The 17,288-nt window shown below is 59.9% G+C and carries 17 protein-coding genes; 6 read left to right on the top strand and 11 right to left on the bottom strand.

Annotation, left to right across the window (positions count from 1 at the left end):
- Positions 1 to 16: 16 nt before the first annotated feature.
- The 3 genes from lon to ACR3EL_RS08890 all read right to left on the bottom strand — a co-directional run bounded on the left by lon (position 17) and on the right by ACR3EL_RS08890 (position 4,745).
- Entirely contained in the window at positions 17 to 2,425 is a 2,409-nt protein-coding gene (lon, locus tag ACR3EL_RS08880) for an endopeptidase La (protein ID WP_480721257.1), read from the bottom strand.
- Between the two features lie 214 nt (positions 2,426 to 2,639).
- The gene (gene tgt, locus ACR3EL_RS08885) at positions 2,640 to 3,770 is read right to left on the bottom strand and encodes a tRNA guanosine(34) transglycosylase Tgt (protein ID WP_480721259.1); all 1,131 of its coding nucleotides are present in this window, start codon (positions 3,768 to 3,770) and stop codon (positions 2,640 to 2,642) included.
- 63 nt (positions 3,771 to 3,833) lie between these two features.
- The gene (locus ACR3EL_RS08890) at positions 3,834 to 4,745 is read right to left on the bottom strand and encodes a nucleoside hydrolase (RefSeq protein WP_170432883.1); all 912 of its coding nucleotides are present in this window, start codon (positions 4,743 to 4,745) and stop codon (positions 3,834 to 3,836) included.
- Positions 4,746 to 4,920: 175 nt separating this feature from the next.
- Between ACR3EL_RS08890 and ACR3EL_RS08895 the strand changes: the two genes are divergently transcribed.
- From ACR3EL_RS08895 to ACR3EL_RS08905, 3 genes are all read left to right on the top strand, one after another.
- On the top strand, positions 4,921 to 5,811 hold the full coding sequence (locus ACR3EL_RS08895; protein WP_170338815.1) for an SPFH domain-containing protein: 891 nt from the start codon (positions 4,921 to 4,923) through the stop codon (positions 5,809 to 5,811).
- Complete coding sequence (locus ACR3EL_RS08900) at positions 5,811 to 6,089, top strand: NfeD family protein (RefSeq protein WP_093962948.1); 279 nt, start codon at positions 5,811 to 5,813, stop codon at positions 6,087 to 6,089. Before ACR3EL_RS08895 ends, ACR3EL_RS08900 begins: the two co-directional genes overlap by 1 nt.
- Positions 6,090 to 6,184: 95 nt before the next feature.
- Positions 6,185 to 6,547 carry an SUF system Fe-S cluster assembly protein gene (locus tag ACR3EL_RS08905; protein ID WP_093961939.1) on the top strand — a complete coding sequence of 121 codons (363 nt, stop codon included), beginning with the start codon at positions 6,185 to 6,187 and terminating at the stop codon, positions 6,545 to 6,547.
- A 263-nt stretch (positions 6,548 to 6,810) separates the two neighbouring features.
- Here ACR3EL_RS08905 and ACR3EL_RS08910 read toward each other — a convergent pair whose 3' ends face one another.
- The gene (locus ACR3EL_RS08910) at positions 6,811 to 7,146 is read right to left on the bottom strand and encodes a hypothetical protein (RefSeq protein ID WP_480656800.1); all 336 of its coding nucleotides are present in this window, start codon (positions 7,144 to 7,146) and stop codon (positions 6,811 to 6,813) included.
- A 168-nt stretch (positions 7,147 to 7,314) separates the two neighbouring features.
- Between ACR3EL_RS08910 and ACR3EL_RS08915 the strand changes: the two genes are divergently transcribed.
- Both ACR3EL_RS08915 and tpiA read left to right on the top strand, forming a co-directional pair.
- Positions 7,315 to 7,680 carry a HesB/IscA family protein gene (locus ACR3EL_RS08915; protein ID WP_170338817.1) on the top strand — a complete coding sequence of 122 codons (366 nt, stop codon included), beginning with the start codon at positions 7,315 to 7,317 and terminating at the stop codon, positions 7,678 to 7,680.
- A gap of 180 nt (positions 7,681 to 7,860) precedes the next feature.
- Positions 7,861 to 8,610, top strand: coding sequence for a triose-phosphate isomerase (tpiA, locus tag ACR3EL_RS08920; protein ID WP_480721263.1), 750 nt, complete (start codon positions 7,861 to 7,863; stop codon positions 8,608 to 8,610).
- Between the two features lie 15 nt (positions 8,611 to 8,625).
- Here the strand turns inward: tpiA and ACR3EL_RS08925 are convergent, their stop codons facing one another.
- From ACR3EL_RS08925 to ACR3EL_RS08955, 7 genes are all read right to left on the bottom strand, one after another.
- Entirely contained in the window at positions 8,626 to 9,072 is a 447-nt protein-coding gene (locus ACR3EL_RS08925; RefSeq protein ID WP_170338821.1) for a nucleoside deaminase, read from the bottom strand.
- A gap of 79 nt (positions 9,073 to 9,151) precedes the next feature.
- Entirely contained in the window at positions 9,152 to 9,463 is a 312-nt protein-coding gene (locus ACR3EL_RS08930) for a DMT family transporter (RefSeq protein WP_170338823.1), read from the bottom strand.
- A 192-nt stretch (positions 9,464 to 9,655) separates the two neighbouring features.
- Positions 9,656 to 11,032 (bottom strand): TRAP transporter large permease, encoded by a 1,377-nt coding sequence (locus tag ACR3EL_RS08935; protein WP_170338824.1) that lies wholly within the window; start codon positions 11,030 to 11,032, stop codon positions 9,656 to 9,658.
- Positions 11,032 to 11,709: a TRAP transporter small permease gene (locus ACR3EL_RS08940; protein ID WP_170338826.1), complete on the bottom strand. Its 678-nt coding sequence runs from the start codon at positions 11,707 to 11,709 to the stop codon at positions 11,032 to 11,034. Before ACR3EL_RS08940 ends, ACR3EL_RS08935 begins: the two co-directional genes overlap by 1 nt.
- A 108-nt stretch (positions 11,710 to 11,817) precedes the next feature.
- Complete coding sequence (locus ACR3EL_RS08945; protein WP_170338828.1) at positions 11,818 to 12,819, bottom strand: DctP family TRAP transporter solute-binding subunit; 1,002 nt, start codon at positions 12,817 to 12,819, stop codon at positions 11,818 to 11,820.
- Between the two features lie 273 nt (positions 12,820 to 13,092).
- Positions 13,093 to 14,322 (bottom strand): sigma-54-dependent transcriptional regulator, encoded by a 1,230-nt coding sequence (locus ACR3EL_RS08950; protein WP_170338830.1) that lies wholly within the window; start codon positions 14,320 to 14,322, stop codon positions 13,093 to 13,095.
- Positions 14,319 to 16,052, bottom strand: coding sequence for a sensor histidine kinase (locus ACR3EL_RS08955; protein ID WP_170338832.1), 1,734 nt, complete (start codon positions 16,050 to 16,052; stop codon positions 14,319 to 14,321). Before ACR3EL_RS08955 ends, ACR3EL_RS08950 begins: the two co-directional genes overlap by 4 nt.
- Positions 16,053 to 16,099: 47 nt before the next feature.
- Between ACR3EL_RS08955 and ACR3EL_RS08960 the strand changes: the two genes are divergently transcribed.
- Positions 16,100 to 17,281, top strand: coding sequence for a cytochrome P450 (locus ACR3EL_RS08960; protein WP_170339461.1), 1,182 nt, complete (start codon positions 16,100 to 16,102; stop codon positions 17,279 to 17,281).
- The last annotated feature ends 7 nt before the right edge of the window (positions 17,282 to 17,288 follow it).

Consider the following 17,288-nt stretch of genomic DNA (forward strand, 5'->3'; position numbering starts at 1 on the left):
TCTCGTTGTTTTCAGATCAGTGCGCCGTGGCTGAAGGTCCACTGTTATCCGAAGCCTTGGCCGCTGCGGCCGCGGCTTCTTCGGCGGCCTCGTCCCATTCGATCGGCTCAGGTTTGCGCACCAGTGCGCGCTCCAGAACTTCGGACACGTGCTTGACCGGGATGATCTCCAGCCCTTCCTTCACATTGTCGGGGATGTCGGCCAGATCCTTCTCGTTCTCTTCCGGAATAAGCACCGTCTTGATGCCACCCCGCAGAGCTGCGAGCAGTTTCTCCTTCAACCCGCCGATCGGCATGGCGTTGCCACGCAGCGAAACTTCGCCCGTCATGGCGATGTCCTTGCGGACCGGGATACCGGTCAGAACCGACACGATCGAAGTCACCATCGCCAGGCCGGCGCTGGGGCCATCCTTGGGAGTCGCCCCGTCAGGTACGTGCACATGGATGTCGATCTTGTCGAACTGCGGCGGTTTGACCCCGATCTGAGGCGAAATCGACCGCACATAGGACGACGCCGCGTCGATGGATTCTTTCATCACATCGCCCAGCTTGCCCGTGGTCTTCATCCGACCCTTGCCCGGCAGCTTCAACGCCTCGATATGCAGCAGGTCGCCACCGACCGAGGTCCATGCCAGACCGGTCACAACGCCGACCTGATCATCCTGTTCAGCCAAACCGTAACGGAACTTGGGCACACCCAGGAATTCGTGCAGGTTCTCAGCCGTCACGACAACCCGGTCGGTCTCATTCTTGATGATCCGGGTCAACGATTTGCGCGCCACCTTGGCAATCTCGCGCTCAAGATTCCGCACACCGGCCTCGCGGGTATAGGTGCGGATGATCGCGGTCAGCGCCTCATCGGTCAGCTCGAACTCTTTGGCTTTCAGCCCGTGGTTCTTCACCTGCTTCGAGATCAGGTGCTGCTTTGCGATTTCGCGCTTTTCGTCCTCGGTGTAGCCGGCCAGCGGAATGATCTCCATCCGGTCCAGAAGCGGCCCAGGCATGTTGTAGCTGTTGGACGTGGTCAGGAACATCACGTTCGACAGGTCGTATTCGACCTCAAGATAGTGGTCCATGAACGTGCTGTTCTGTTCCGGGTCCAGCACCTCGAGCATGGCCGAAGCCGGATCACCACGGAAATCCTGCCCCATCTTGTCGATTTCATCGAGCAAGATCAGCGGGTTCGTGGTTTTCGCCTTTTTCAGCGCCTGGATGATCTTGCCGGGCATCGAGCCGATATAGGTCCGGCGGTGACCGCGGATCTCGGATTCATCGCGCACCCCACCCAACGAGATGCGGATGAACTCGCGCCCCGTGGCCTTGGCGACCGACTTCCCAAGCGAGGTCTTGCCCACGCCTGGAGGGCCGACAAGGCACATGATCGGGCCTTTCAACTTCTTCGAGCGCTGCTGAACCGCCAGATACTCGACGATCCGCTCCTTGACCTTTTCGAGGCCATAGTGATCGGCATCGAGGATCTGCTGCGCCCGGCCAAGGTCTTTCTTGACCCGAGACTTGGTGCCCCAAGGCAGCGACAGGATCCAATCCAGATAGTTGCGCACCACGGTCGCTTCGGCCGACATCGGCGACATGTTCTTGAGCTTTTTCAGCTCGCCTTCCGCCTTTTCGCGGGCTTCTTTCGAAAGCTTGGTCTCGGCGATCTTGGCTTCCAGTTCGGCGATCTCGTTCGCGCCGTCCTCGCCGTCGCCCAGCTCCTTCTGAATGGCCTTCATCTGCTCATTCAGATAGTATTCGCGCTGGGTCTTCTCCATCTGCGATTTGACGCGGGTCTTGATCTTCTTCTCGACCTGAAGAACCGACATCTCGCCCTGCATCAGGCCATAGACCTTTTCCAGACGCTCGCTGATGCTGAGCGTTTCCAGCAGGTCCTGCTTCTGTTCGACCTCGATGCCAAGGTGACCCGAAACCAAATCGGCCAGTTTCGCCGGATCGGTTGTCTCACTGACGGCGGTCAGGGCTTCTTCCGGAATGTTCTTGCGAACTTTGGCGTACCGCTCGAACTCATCGGCGACGGTACGCAAAAGCGCCTGCGTCGTCGTTACGTCGCCGGGAATTTCGGTCAGGTATTCGGCGCGGGCCTCAAAGAATTCTTCATTCTCAATGTACTCCGAAATCTTGACGCGTGCCTGCCCTTCGACCAGCACTTTTACCGTGCCATCGGGCAATTTGAGCAACTGCAGGACATTTGCCAGAACGCCGCTGCGGTAGATACCGTCCTGGGTCGGGTCGTCGACGGAAGGATCAACTTGACTGGACAGCAGAATTTGCTTGTCATCCTGCATCACCTCTTCCAGCGCGCGCACCGACTTTTCACGCCCTACGAACAGCGGGACGATCATGTGCGGAAACACGACAATGTCGCGCAGCGGCAGAACGGGGTATGAGGAATTAAGAGGCTCTTGCATGCTCTATCCTTATCATTGGCAAGATGGCACTGACCCCTGTTTCAGGCAGCCGTCGGCCATCTCCTTTCTCGGACGATAAAGGTGGGGCGCGGACCGCCCCATTTCAACCTCGTCGCCTAACCTGTGCCAATCAGAATGGCCCGAGGTTTCCCCGACTGCAAGGCATCGCGACAACATATCCACTGATTTTGGCTCGGGTCGCCCAACACGCCCGTTAGAGCGGCTCGATATCACCCTGCGCCCGCTGCGCATGGAACTCGGCCTGCCAGGCCTCGAATGCACCGGCGGCGATGGCGTCCCGCATGCCCTGCATGATCTCCTGGAAATAATGAAGATTGTGCCAGGTCAGCAGCATGCCCGAAATCATTTCGTTGGCCCGGAATACATGGTGCAGGTAGGCGCGCGAGTAATTCGAGCAGGCTGGGCACGGGCACTGTTCGTCCAGCGGACGCGGATCGTCGGCGTGGCGGGCGTTCTTGATGTTCACGACCCCGCGGCGGGTGAACACCTGCCCCGTCCGTCCCGAGCGCGACGGCAGCACGCAATCCATCATGTCGATCCCGCGCGCCACGGCGCCCACGATGTCGTCGGGCTTGCCCACGCCCATCAGATAGCGCGGCTTATCGGTCGGTAGGAAATCAGGCGCATAGTCCAGACAGTCGAACATGGCCTCCTGCCCCTCGCCCACCGCGAGGCCACCAACGGCATATCCCTCGAACCCGATGGCCTTCAGCGCCTCGGCGCTTTCCTCGCGTAGGTCGCGCTCCAACCCGCCCTGCATGATCCCGAACAGCGCATGGCCGGGCCGGTCGCCGAACGCCTCGCGCGACCGTTCGGCCCATCGCATCGACAGGCGCATCGACTCGGCGATCCGGTCGCGGTCGGCAGGCAATGCGGGGCATTCGTCGAAACACATCACGATGTCCGACCCCAACAGGCGCTGGATCTCCATCGACCGCTCGGGTGTCAGCTCGTGTTTGGAACCGTCGATATGCGATTTGAAGGTCACGCCCTTCTCGGTCAGCTTGCGCAGACCCGCCAGGGACATCACCTGAAACCCGCCCGAGTCGGTCAGGATCGGGCGCTCCCAGTTCATGAATTTGTGCAGCCCGCCCAAACGGTCGATCCGTTCGGCCGTGGGCCGCAGCATCAGGTGATAGGTGTTGCCCAACAGGATGTCGGCGCCGGTGGCCCGCACGCTTTCGGGCATCATCGCCTTGACCGTCGCGGCGGTGCCCACGGGCATGAAGGCCGGCGTGCGCACCTCGCCCCGCGGCGTGTGGATCACGCCGGTGCGGGCTTTGCCGTCGGTGGCCTTCAATTCGAATGAGAAACGCTGGGTCATGTCATCGCCTCGGGTCGCTGAACCGGGCAGGCTTTGCCCGATCTGCCCGGCCATTGCAACCCGTCAAGGCAAGCTGGCAACCCTTTGGGTGAACAGGTCCACCACCTGCTGACCAACGACGTCACAGCACACCTGCAACGGTGGGCGAGACGGGTCCGGCCGGGTTGCCCCAACCTCGGGTCCCTCGGTTACCACCTTCAACCCTGTTTCTTGAATTTCGAACATCGCACGGTGCGAACAGGCGATGACGGCCGTCGAGTCATGAAGACCGCAGCCGTCCAACCCGGCAACGTCGCGGTAGAAACTCAGATAGAACTGAGAGATATCGTTCAGAAATCCACCGATTTGAGGCGCACGTCGCGCCAGTTCCTCGAAATCAACCGCGCGATAGAGCGTTTTCAAGGTCACATCCAGACCCACCAGAACCGTCGGAGCGGGCTGGGCAAACACCTCGTCTGCAGCTTTCGCATCGTGATAGATATTCGCCTCGGCGTGTTCGGTGATGTTGCCAGGACAGAAGACTGCTCCGCCCATGATGACCAATTGGCCGATGTTCTGAGCGAAATCCGGATCCAGACGCATCGCATCGGCAAGGTTGGTCAGCGGCCCAACCGCACACACCGTCAGGTCCTTCTTGTGACGCCGGGCCATCTCAACCAGGAACTCGGCTGCGCTCAGGTCGTGGTTCGCGCCGATCTCGGGCACATCGACCAAATCGCCAAAACCTTCATCCCCATGCACGTGCTTTGAGGGCGTGTGTGCGTCAGCTTCCCATGGAAACGCTGCGCCCTGCGCCACAGGTATGTCCAACCCCAGCTTGTGAGCCAGAAACCGCGCGTTCCGGCTGGACTGCTGGACATGCGTATTGCCAAAGACCGTAGTCAGGCCGATCAGGTCAATTTCCGGAGCGGCGGCGGCGTAGGCGATCGCCATGGCATCGTCGATGCCGGGGTCAGTGTCGATAATCAGTTTCATTTCGCCCCGATAGCGCAATCAACGGCGGATGCAAAGCAGCCACGACCCGAAATCTCCGTGCTTTGCCCCAATTACCTTGCATGGATATCCTGTTCGGTTCATTTCATAGCTGAGTTGAAATTCAGCCCTTCAATCCCCAAATGTATACCATCGTACACAAAAAATGAGGACAGAAATGACCGAAGACCAGATCATCGGACTGCTATCATCGAACATCATCTACCTGCTTGGGGCGGCCTTGGTTGTCGTCATCATCCTCAAGGGTATCAAGATCGTTCCACAATCCGAGAAATACGTGGTCGAACGGTTCGGACGCCTCCACTCTGTGCTGGGCCCCGGGATCAACTTTATCGTTCCTTTTCTTGACGTTGCGCGCCACAAGATATCCATCTTGGAACGTCAGCTGCCCAATGCGACGCAGGATGCAATCACCAAGGACAACGTGTTGGTGCAGATCGATACTTCGGTCTTCTACCGTATCCTCGAGCCTGAAAAGACCGTCTACCGCATTCGGGACGTCGACGGCGCCATCGCAACGACCGTCGCTGGTATCGTGCGGGCTGAAATCGGCAAAATGGACCTGGACGAAGTTCAGTCAAATCGCGCGCAACTGATTGAACGCATTCAAGAAAGCGTCGAAACCGCAGTTGACGACTGGGGGATCGAGGTAACCCGCGCCGAAATTCTGGACGTAAACCTGGATCAGGCGACCCGCGACGCCATGCTTCAGCAGTTGAATGCCGAACGCGCACGTCGCGCTCAGGTAACCGAAGCCGAGGGCCAGAAACGCGCGGTCGAACTCCAGGCCGACGCAGAGCTGTATGCTGCGGAACAAGCCGCCAAGGCGCGTCGCGTTCAGGCGGACGCGGAAGCCTATGCAACCGGCGTCGTCGCAAAGGCCATCCAGGACAATGGGATCGAAGCCGCCCAGTATCAGGTTGCGCTGAAACAAGTTGAGGCATTGAATGCGATGGGCAAAAGCGGAGGCAGCCAGACGATTGTTGTGCCCGCAAATGCGCTCGAAGCGTTTGGCGACGCCTTCAAAATGCTCAAGGGAGGCAAATGATGGCAGATCCGTTCTGGCTGACGTGGTGGGTATGGCTGGCAGCCGCACTGGCGCTGGGCATTCTGGAAGTGGCTTTGCCAGGTTTCATCTTCCTTGGCTTCGCTATCGGGGCGGCTATCACCGGCATCCTTCTGGTCATCCCCGGCTTGGCACCGAACCTGCCTGTCCTGCTTTTGATCTTCGCCACCTTGTCGTTGATCGCATGGCTCGTTCTGCGGCGCATGTTCGCGCTGCCACATGGGCAAGTCAGGACGTTTGACCACGACATCAACGACTGACCGGTGCGGCGCCCTGTAGCGGGGCGCCCTCCCCCCTCTGGACGCTGCCTTCAGCTTTCCCTATATAATTGCTCAGGTAACAACCCGAGGCATTCATGACCCACCCCAGCGAACAGCTTGAAGGCACGCCCCTGATTGCGCCTTCGACCGTTGAGCACCCTCTGTACGAATCCGTGGTCGAGGCCTGCAGGACTGTCTATGACCCTGAAATTCCGGTCAATATCTATGACCTTGGACTGATCTACACGATCGACATCAGCAGCGACAACGCCGTCAAGATCATCATGACCCTGACCGCTCCGGGTTGCCCGGTGGCCGGTGACATGCCCGGCTGGATCGTCGAGGCCATCGAGCCCGTTGCCGGGGTCAAGGAGGTGGATGTCGAACTGACCTGGGAACCACCCTGGGGCATGGAGATGATGTCCGACGAAGCCCGGCTGGAACTTGGCTTCATGTAAGGGCCTGCCGCGCTGAGCGCGTGGGAATTGTCACAAACCTGAAACCCAGTTGTCACGGATCGGTCGTCGAACCGTTACGTTGCTGCGCAACAAGTACAACGCGGGCTTCGCAGTCGGACCCGTCACAGGAACTCGGCAACTCAAATATCGCCCCAGGAGTCAATGGCGACCACGTTTGAGCGTCTACCGCCCCCCTGCCGAGGCTCTGCAATACTGGGCCGTTCTTGCCCGAGAGCGGCCCTATTTTACTCTCTGAGGTACACTCAGTTCACGTTGCACTGTGCTTTGATCTCGGCGGCGCGGTCGTCCAGTTTCTTGACATAGTCACCCGACAGCATCTGCAACCGCTTCTGTTCCGTTCCAGAGATCAATCCAAGCAACGCCCCGGCCGGCGTGATCGCGACCACACTTTCCGCCTGCTGATCCTCGGCATGTTTCTTTTCCGCCGCAATTGCGCGCAGGTCACCTTCGGCGGTCGAGCAATTCACCGGGTGCCGCTTGTGATCGCCCGCTGCATGAACGGCACTACCGGCCACCAGAAGAGCCAGAAACGCAACCTGCCGGCAAAAGCCAATCTTATTTGAAATCCGCAACATCATCGAAACCCACCTTGTTCTGCTGTCAATTCGATCTCATCGGCAAACCCTGCCCTCTGCCCGTACGGTACGGTCAAAACCGGCGATGAGCAAACTTGTGGCTCTGCGCTCTCTTGAGCCCGGGCCCTCGGGGCCTTAGATTAGGTATAACGCGCGAAAATGGAGACGACGATGTTCGGCATTCCCGGCAAACAGGCCGTGACGATGACGCCCAAAGCTGCAGAGCAGATCCTCCGCCTGATGACGTCGGGCGGCCATGCCGGTCTGCGGATTGGCGTCAAGAAAGGTGGCTGCGCCGGTATGGAATATACCATGGAGTATGTCGATCAGCCGGATCCGCATGACGAAGTGGTCGAACAGGATGGGGCGCGGGTCATGATCGCTCCGATGGCTCAGATGTTTCTGTTCGGAACCGAGATCGACTACGAGGTTTCGCTGCTGGAATCCGGGTTCAAGTTCAAGAATCCCAATGTCGTCGATGCCTGTGGCTGCGGCGAGTCGATCAAGTTCGACGAAAACCTGGCCGAACAGCGCTGAGTCACCTAAAGCCTGCAACGTTTGTGGGCAGGTGAACTGCCGCCGGGGCCGTCTGGTTGAGTCCACCCAGATCGATCCGTCGCGCGACTCGCCAGCGCGCGGCCACCCAAGCGCAATTGTCAGACCTTGATCCGGGTGCTAACTGGATAGAAACGCACGAAAGATCACGGAGACCCCGCTATGCGACGCAGACTGGCAGCCGGAAACTGGAAAATGAACGGAACCGGGGCTGCTCTTTCCGAGTTGGACACGCTGACTGCGACGCACCCTTCTCCGACAGTCGATATTCTGATCTGCCCTCCGGCAACTTTGATCCACCGGGCCGCACAAGCCGTGCAAGGCTCGGGCGTCGCCATCGGCGGACAGGATTGCCACGCCGAAGTTTCGGGCGCCCATACGGGTGATCTGAGCGCCGAGATGCTGAAAGACGCCGGCGCGACCAGCATAATCGTCGGGCATTCGGAACGGCGAGAAGACCACGGCGAGAAAGACGACGATATCCGCGCCAAGGCCCGGGCAGCCATGAACGCGGGCCTGACCGCAATCATCTGCGTCGGCGAAAGCCTTGAACAGCGCGAAGCGGCCAATACGCTCGATATCATTGGCGGACAGTTGTCCGGATCGATCCCGGATCTTGCTACCGGAGAGAACCTCGTCGTGGCTTATGAACCGATCTGGGCCATCGGCACCGGCAAGGTTCCCACCTTGGAAGAAATCGGAGAAGTCCACGATTTCATTCGCGCCAGACTTGAACGGCGATTTGGCGAAGGTGTCGGCCGGTCGGTTCGTTTGCTCTATGGCGGTTCGGTCAAGCCGGACAACGCGGCGGAGATTTTCGGAGTGTCAAACGTGGACGGCGCGCTGGTCGGCGGTGCAAGCCTGAAGGCACGCGATTTCTCGGGCATCATTTCAGCGCTGGAACAGGCCTGACCGGTCCACGCACACTCAGTCCGCGATGTCCTCGGCCCAAAGCTCAGGCTGGTCGGTCACGAACCTGCGCATCAGGGCGATGCAGTCGGGGTCTTCGGCCAAAACAACCTCGACCCCGCGATCGCGCAGGAAATCTTCGTTGCCGCCGAAGTTTTCCGTGTCACCGATGACCACGCGTGGGATGCCGAACTGAACGATCGTTCCGGCGCACATCATGCACGGAGACAGGGTGGTATACAGAACGGTATCTCGGTACGTCTTCTGCCGCCCGGCCTTGCGCAGCGCATCCATCTCGCCATGGGCGATCGGATCCCCCTTCTGAACCCGTTGGTTTCGGCCCTGCGAGATGATCATGCCGTTCCGAGCCAGTACAGATCCGATCGGGCAACCGCCCTCATCGAAACCGGCTTTGGCTTCTTGGTAGGCAACGCGCATCAGGCGCTTGTCATCATCGGTCAGCATGTTTCGGCACTCGTTGGTTGCGGTGATCAGGGTGGTTCCAGCCTGCCCACCGCGGGTGCCTGCGTCAACAACGGGCCGGTCACGCAAGTTTCATTGCGACCATGCCGGACACGATCAGCGTCGCCGCGATGACACGCAGCGGGGTCAGTGCCTCGCCCAGAAACATCACACCAACCAGGAACGCACCGACCGCGCCGATACCCGTCCACAGCACGTAGGCGGTTCCCAGTGGCAAGGAGCGCATGGCAAGGGCCAGCAAACCGAACGAACCGAGCATCGCGCCCCCCATGACAACGGTTGGCCAAAGCCGCGTGAATCCAGCAGACTGCTTCATGGCAACTGCCCAGACGATTTCCAGCAAACCGGCAAAAAGAAGAAAGATCCAGGACATCAGGGACACCTCTATGAACTTCGGGTCGTCCCGAATGATCACCCATGGTGGGGAGGTCGTCCTCGGTCACTATGTGGTAAGAACCGGTGGTGAGTTCAAGCCCGGCCATTCAGCGAGGCGGCCCTTCAGATGCCGGCCGGCCGCGCAAAAGTGATCCGAACCGGCTGCCCGGTTCGGATCGATTGCAATGGTCTAGTTCGTAATGATCTCGGGGCCCATGAAGGTATTTGGCAACACCGTCGACAGCCACGGGATGTACGTGATCATGATCAGGAAGACGAACAGAACGGCCAGGAACGGCAGTGCTGCGCGCACGACGGCCATCATCGGCATTCCCGCGACGCCCGACGTAACGAACAGGTTCAGACCGACCGGAGGCGTGATCATCCCGATTTCCATGTTCACCACCATGATGATGCCCAGATGGATCGGGTCGATGCCCAGTTCGATGGCAATCGGAAACACCAGCGGCGCCACGATGACCAGCAGGCCCGAGGGCTCCATGAACTGACCGCCGATCAGAAGGATTACGTTGACCACGATCAGGAAAGTGATCGGCCCCAGACCCGCCGACAGCATTGCGCCGGCAATGTGTTGCGGCACCTGCTCATCGGTCAGAACATGCTTGAGGATCAGCGCGTTGGCGATGACGAAAAGCAGGGTGACCGTCAGCTTGCCGGCCTCAAACAGCGTATGTTTGGTGTCGGGGTGGAAAAAGGCCGTGATCAGCGCCAGCGGCTTTTTCACAAGCGAGAGGTTTTGCTCACCATCCTGGGTGCTGAGTGGCCCCATGTCCTTGTAGACGAAGCTGGCAATGAAGAAGGCGTAAACAGCCGCGACCGCCGCTGCTTCGGTCGGTGTGAAGATACCGCCATAGATGCCGCCAAGGATGATGACGATCAGGAACAGACCCCAACCGGCCTCGCGTGCCGACGCAAATATCTCGCCCCAGCCTTTCCAATCACCTTTCGGCAGGTTCTTGACCTTGGCCATCACATAGATTGTGACCATCAGCATGAACCCGGCCATGAGTCCCGGAATGACACCGGCAAGGAACATCCTGCCGACCGAGACTTCGACCGCGGCCGCGTAGACAACCATAACGATCGACGGCGGGATCAGGATACCCAGCGTACCGGCGTTACAGATGACGCCAGCTGCGAATTCCTTGGAATAGCCGACCTGACGCATACCGGCGATCACGATCGAACCGATCGCAACAACGGTGGCCGGGGACGATCCTGACAGCGCGGCGAACAGCATACATGCGAACACGCCCGCGATTGCCAGACCGCCAGGCAGGTGACCAACGCAGGCGATCGAGAACCGAATGATCCGGCGTGCCACCCCTCCGGTCGTCATGAAGGACGATGCAAGGATGAAGAACGGGATGGCCAGCAGGGTAAAGTGGCCCTCGAACGCCTCGAACAGGGTCCCGGCAACCGAAGCCAGTGAGCTGTCCGAGTAGATCAGAAGAAACAGGGTCGAGCTCAGCCCTAGGGCGACCGCGATCGGAACGCCGATCAGCAGCAGGCCCACGACCATGGCAAAAAGTAGTACTACATCCATCAGTCGTGTTCTCCCTGAAGGGCCCGGACTTCTTCGATCTCGTCCTCAACCTCGTGGCTTGCGACAATACGGTCGGCCTCACCGCGCAGGATCTGCAACCCGGCCTGGGCAAAGCGGATCACCAGCAGCAGCATCGACAGCGGCAGGACGAAATACGGCACGACCTTGGGCAGCTTCTCGTAGTACTCGCCATAGTTGATGAGGTCTTCGAGGAACCGTAGCGGCGCGACCATGGGGATGTCGTCCACCTCGTAGAAGCTCTGACTACGAGCGTCGAAATCAAAGCCCGTGGGGAACCAGCGTCCAGAGGTCGGAGGCAGGTCGGCAAAAACCGCCCAGTAGTCGTAGGACCCCTTCAGCAGCAGCAGCGAGAATACGAGGCAGCACCCCACCGCGATCAGTGCCAATACCCTGCGCGGTGCCGGAGGCAGCATATTCAGGATGGCATCCACACCCAGATGCGCGTGTTTCTTGACGGCGTAGGACGCCCCCAGCAATACCAGCCATCCGAAAGTGAATACGGTCAGCTCTAGCGCCCAAAGGATGTTGGAGTTGAAGACGAAACGCGCGATCACGTTGGCAAAGGTCACGGCCGTCATCAGGCCAAGAAGCAACGCGATCAGGGTTTCTTCGATTCGGTCGACCAGCCCACCGGGGCCGGTTTTCGCACCAGACATCTTTCTGTCCCCATTTTTGTTGATTTATCGAGGTGGCGGGCGCGATTGGGCCCACCTGGTATGTGCTCCGGCGGGCTTGCGACCGTCGGAGCACACCTGCGTGTCGGATCAGAACCCGGCGTTGATCGCCTGAGCGGCGTCGATCTTGTCCTGACCGACGTCACCGGAGAACTTGTCCCAAACCGGCTTCATCGCGTCGACCCAGGCCTGACGCTGCTCGGGTGTCAGCTCGCGGATCGTTCCGCCCGCGTCGATGATGGCCTGCTTGGCCTTTTCGTTGACCGCAAACGCCTCTTTGTTGCGCTCTTCGGTCACCTCGGCCAGGATCGTCAAGAACTGCTCGCGCACTTCCGGATCCAGGCTGTCCAGCCAGTCGACCGAAGTCACGACCAGATAGTCGATGATGCCGTGGTTGGTTTCGGTGATGCCATCCTGAACTTCGAAGAACTTCTTGCCGTAGATGTTCGACCAGGTGTTCTCCTGACCGTCCACAACGCCCTGCTGCAGAGCACCATAGACTTCCGAGAAGGCCATTTTCTGCGGGCTGCCGCCGATGGCTTCCATCTGCGCAACCAGCACGTCCGAAGACTGAACGCGGAATTTCAGTCCGTTGGCGTCCGAAGGATCGATCAGCGGCTTGTTGGCCGACATCTGCTTCATGCCGTTGTGCCAGAACGCCAGACCCTGCAGGCCGCGGCGCTGCATGCTATCCTTCATTGCCTGGCCATCCGCCGAGGCCTGGAACGCATCAACCGCGTCGATGTTCTTGAACATGAACGGCAGGTCGAACAGACGGAACTGCTTGGTGAACTTCTCGAACTTCGACAGCGACGGGGCGGCCAGTTGCACGTCGCCCTGCAGCATCGCCTCGAGAACCTTGTCGTCGTTGTACAAGGTCGAGTTCGGATAGACCTCCATGCACATGACGCCGTTCATCTCGTCATTCACGCGCTGCTCGAGCAGCGATGCGGCGATGCCCTTGGGGTGCTTGTCGGTGTTCGTCACATGCGCGAACTTGACGACGATCTCGCCATCGTCGCAGGCAGCGAAGCCCGCTGTTGCGGTAACGGAAAGCGCAAGCGCGGTGGCGGCTGTTGCCAGGAATTTCATCTGTCTTTTCCTCCCAGACTTCCAAAGAAACTTCCTTTGACATCCATGCGGATGCCGGATGCGCAAGAGTGAAACGAATCGACGGTCACCGTTCAACAATTCGAAAACGACTGGCAGAAGACAGATTTTCTAATTACTTTTCATTGGCTTAAATAGAACATCCGCAATGAGTATTTTGTTATCGCAGACATTTGTGCGGGAAACCGCACACCCAAATGCGCGAGTGTGCGAAAAACCGCACATACATCGAATCATCGGGCGAATCGTTCCGCGTCAGCGCCGATAGTCTTCAGGGCGTATGCCGTAGCGGGCCAATTTGTCGTAGAACGTCTTACGCGGCAGTTTCAGGGACTTGGCCGCATCCGACGCCCTTCCGTTGTGACGACCCAAGGCCGCAATCAGCAACGAGCGCTCAACGCGCGCCATCTGTTCGTTCAGCCCAAGATCGGCCGCGGCGGCAACATCCTCGGGCATCCCCAGAACAAAACGCATCGCAGCTGACATCAGTGAACGCGCGTTGCCGGGCCAGTCCCGTGCCATCAATGACGCCAAGTGTTCGGACGAGACATCAGGTACCGCGATCCCGGCCTGCTCGGCCGCCTGGGCGACGTAGTGGCGAAAGATCACCGGGATGTCCTCGGGGCGTTCGGCCAAAGACGGTACGCGCACCCGCATCACGTCCAACCGATAGAACAAATCTGCGTTGAACCGACCCTCGGCCGCCATCTCGGCCAGATCCGCGGTTGTTCCGGCGATGATGCGGACCCCGGGCCCGTTTTCGATCATCTCCAGGGCCGCATATTGCGTCGCCTCGGGCATGGCCGAGACTTCATCCAGAAACAACGATCCGGCTGCCGCATCCTTGCATATCGCCTGCAGGGCATCCGCTCCCAGACCTGACGCCGGGCGCTTGACGAACGGCCCCTGCGCGCGGGGTGACATCAAATGGATGACTTCGGCGACTTTCGAAATGCCGCTGCCGGGTGGTCCGGTTACCAGAACTTCGGCCTGAGTTGGGGCAACGCTGCGCACCCTGTTTCGCAATGCATCAGCCTGCGGTGATAAACCGAACAACAAGCGGGCCGCAGGATCACCCTTCTCCAGTTCGCGCTTGGCTGCCCGGTGGTCCAATACCTGACTGCGCGCAGCAAATGCGCGGCTCAGAACCGCAAGCAGATCGGCGGCAGCGCAGGGCTTCTCAAGAAAGTCGAACGCGCCCTGCCCCATGGCCTGCACCGCCATCGGTATGTCGCCCTCGCCGGTCAGCAGAACGACCGGCAACTCCGAGTCGACCTCGCGGGCATAGGACAGAAGATGAAACCCATCCCGTCCCGGCATCCGAATATCCGAGACAATCACACCTGGGAAATCGTCCCGGATATGGTCTTTGGCAGCCACAAACGATCCAGCGGGAATTACGGAATAGTCCGCAAGCTCCAGAGTCTGGGCCAGTGCCTCACGCACGGCAGCGTCATCATCGACCAATAGAACCGTTCGGATCATGCCGCGGCTTCCTTTTCAAAAGGTTCCAACTCGACGGTGAATTCTGCTCCGTCGGGCATGTTCGCGCCGCGTATCTCTCCTCCGAAACTCTGGACCAGACCGTATGAGATCGAAAGGCCAAGGCCCATTCCCTCGGATGAGCCAACGGTTTTGGTCGTGTAGAACGGCTCAAAAACGCGATCGGGATCCTGAATGCCCGGGCCGGTATCGCGCACCGCGACCATCAACCGCTCGCCACGGGTCAGCGTGATCGTCAGGCTTCGGGTTTCGCGGCCGGTCATCGCGTCGGCGGCATTGGTAATCAGATTGACGAAGACCTGGACCAGCCGCACCTCTCCGCCCCAGGCAAAGACAGGTGCATTGGGCGGTTGCCAGATCAACTTGACCCCGTCCGAGCGCAACCGGCCGTCGGTCAGTTCGACGGCGGTGTTGAGCACCTGAACCAGATCGACCTTGCCCATAGGCTCGCTCTCATTGCGGGCAAAAGCTCGCAAGTTCTTGATAATGCGCGCCATACGGGCAGCCATGTCCGAGATTCGCCCCAGGTTTTCGCGGGCCTTTTCGGGCTTGCCCTGCAACAGAAAGGCCGTGCCGTTGTCGGCGTATTGCCGGATGGCCATCAGCGGCTGATTCAATTCGTGACTGATGCCCGCCGACATTTTCCCCAGCGCGCTCAGCTTGCCCGCCTGTACCAGATCGTCCTGCGCGCGTTTCAACGCCGCTTCGGCCTCTTGCCGCTCGGCCACCTCGCGGCGCAGCGCCACGTTTGCGGCCGTCAAAGCGCGGGTCCGCTGTGCCACCCGGCTCTCCAGCACCGCATTGGCTTCGGCCAGCGTACGCCGCCGTTCGGTCGCCAGAAACAGCAACGCGCCAAAGGCAAGGCAGATCGCTGCGACCGCGGCGGCCTGCAATCCGGCCAGACGTCGTGCCGGCGTCACATCCATCAAGACTTCGCCGGTCATTCCGATCACCGGCAGATCGCGGGTCAAGTGCAGGGCGCGATCCGGCAAGTACGGGCTCCAGCCGATCGACCATAGTTCGTGCGGGCCCATGCGTGTAGACGAAAACGCGCCCGGCTTGCCATCAGCCGGCTGCAAGCCGATCTGCCCCGGCGGACGTTGCCAAAACAGCAGTTCGGACCGGTTGGAAATGAAGACCGAGCCAGAACGATCCACAAAAAACACCGCCTCGGTACTGCCGCGCCACGTGCTTTCAACGTCTTCGACATCCGCGATGACCATCAGGGCTCCGGTTACCTGACCATCTTCGGAAAACGCAGGCGCCGCATAGGAATAGATCCGGTTTCCAGTGTCGCGCAAAACCCCGTGCGAGCTGCCAAGAGCGCCGTGTAGCGCGCGTTGAAACGCGGGCTGGTCGGCCATGTTGCCATTCACCACGTCCCGCGCAGCGGCCAGAACGCGCCCGGTCTTGTCCGCATAAAGAACATCCACAGCCGAGGTCTTGTCCGCGACCTCCAGCAGAAGCGCCTGCGCCGCCCGTCGCCGGTCGCTGGTGTCCAACGCCCGCAGCGTCGGGTGCTCGGCCATCAGCACCGCAAGTTCCTGATAGACCTGCAACTGAGTGCTCAGACGATCCGACGCCAACTCCAGATCGGCCTCGGCTTTCTCGCTAAGCTGAGAGAGCGCCTGCCGGTACCCATAAGACCAGACGGCCGCCGACAACAGCGCGACCGCGAACAGGAAACCAATCGTGACCCAAACTCTTTGCATGAAACAGGGTCTTGCATTCACAGCGCCGCATGGCAAGTCTGCGCCGCATGAAGACCGTGCACCAATCTCCGACCGAGCCCGAATTTGTTCAAAACACCTACCCTTTCTACCGGGCAGCGCGCGATCACGGTGACTTGGTGTACTGGCAGGACTACGACATGCCCGCGGCGATGTCTCACGCGGCGGTCCAGACCCTCTTGCGCGATCGGCGTTTCGGACGTGAAGTACCGCCAGAGATGGCCACAAAAGGCCCCGATCACCTTGCGCCGTGGCTGACGGTCGAAGCGCATTCGCTACTCGAAGCCGAACCTCCGCGCCATACCCGCCTTCGCGCTCTGGTTCTGCGCGCCTTTACCTCGCGGGCTATCGGAGCGCTCGCACCGGACATCGAAAGGCTGTGTCACAACCTGATCGACGCGTTCCCCGATGCTCCATTCGACATTCTGGATGCCTATTGCACGCAGGTTCCTGTGATCACGATCTGCCGGTTGCTGGGTGTACCCGAAAGCATGGCACCGCAGTTGTTGCAGTGGTCCCACGCCATGGTCGCCATGTATCAGGCCAGTCGCACCCGCGAGACCGAAGATCAGGCAGCACAGGCCGCCGCCGAGTTCTCGGCATTTCTGAACGACTACGTCTCTCACCGCCGATCCGAACCGAAAGATGATCTGATCACCCGTTTGATCACGGCAGAGGAAGACGGCGAGAAACTGTCACGCGACGAGTTGATCGCTACCTGCATCCTATTGTTGAACGCCGGCCATGAGGCAACCGTTCATTCGCTGGGCAACGGCGTCAAAACACTTTTGGAGTCCGGAACCACCCCTGATGCCCTGAGCCCGGACACAATCGACATGACGGTCGAGGAGATCCTGCGCTTCGACCCGCCGCTACATATGTTCACGCGCTATGCCTATGAGGACGTCGAGGTTTTTGGCAATCAGTTTGCCCGCGGCGATCAGGTGGCGTTGATGCTTGGGGCCGCCAACCGTGACCCGGACGTCTGGACCGACCCGGACAACTTTGACCCCACCCGCAGCATTCAGGCCAACACGAGCTTTGGCGGTGGTTTGCATTTCTGCGTCGGCGCCCCGCTGGCCCGGCTGGAAATGCGGATCGCTCTGCCGGTTCTTTTTGACCGTTGTCCGGGTCTGCGACTGGCCGAATCCCCGGAATATGCCAACACGTACCACTTCCACGGGCTGACACGACTAATGGTCCAAACCTGAGCGCCGA

This window comes from Ruegeria sp. BJ3 (genome assembly GCF_056535665.1).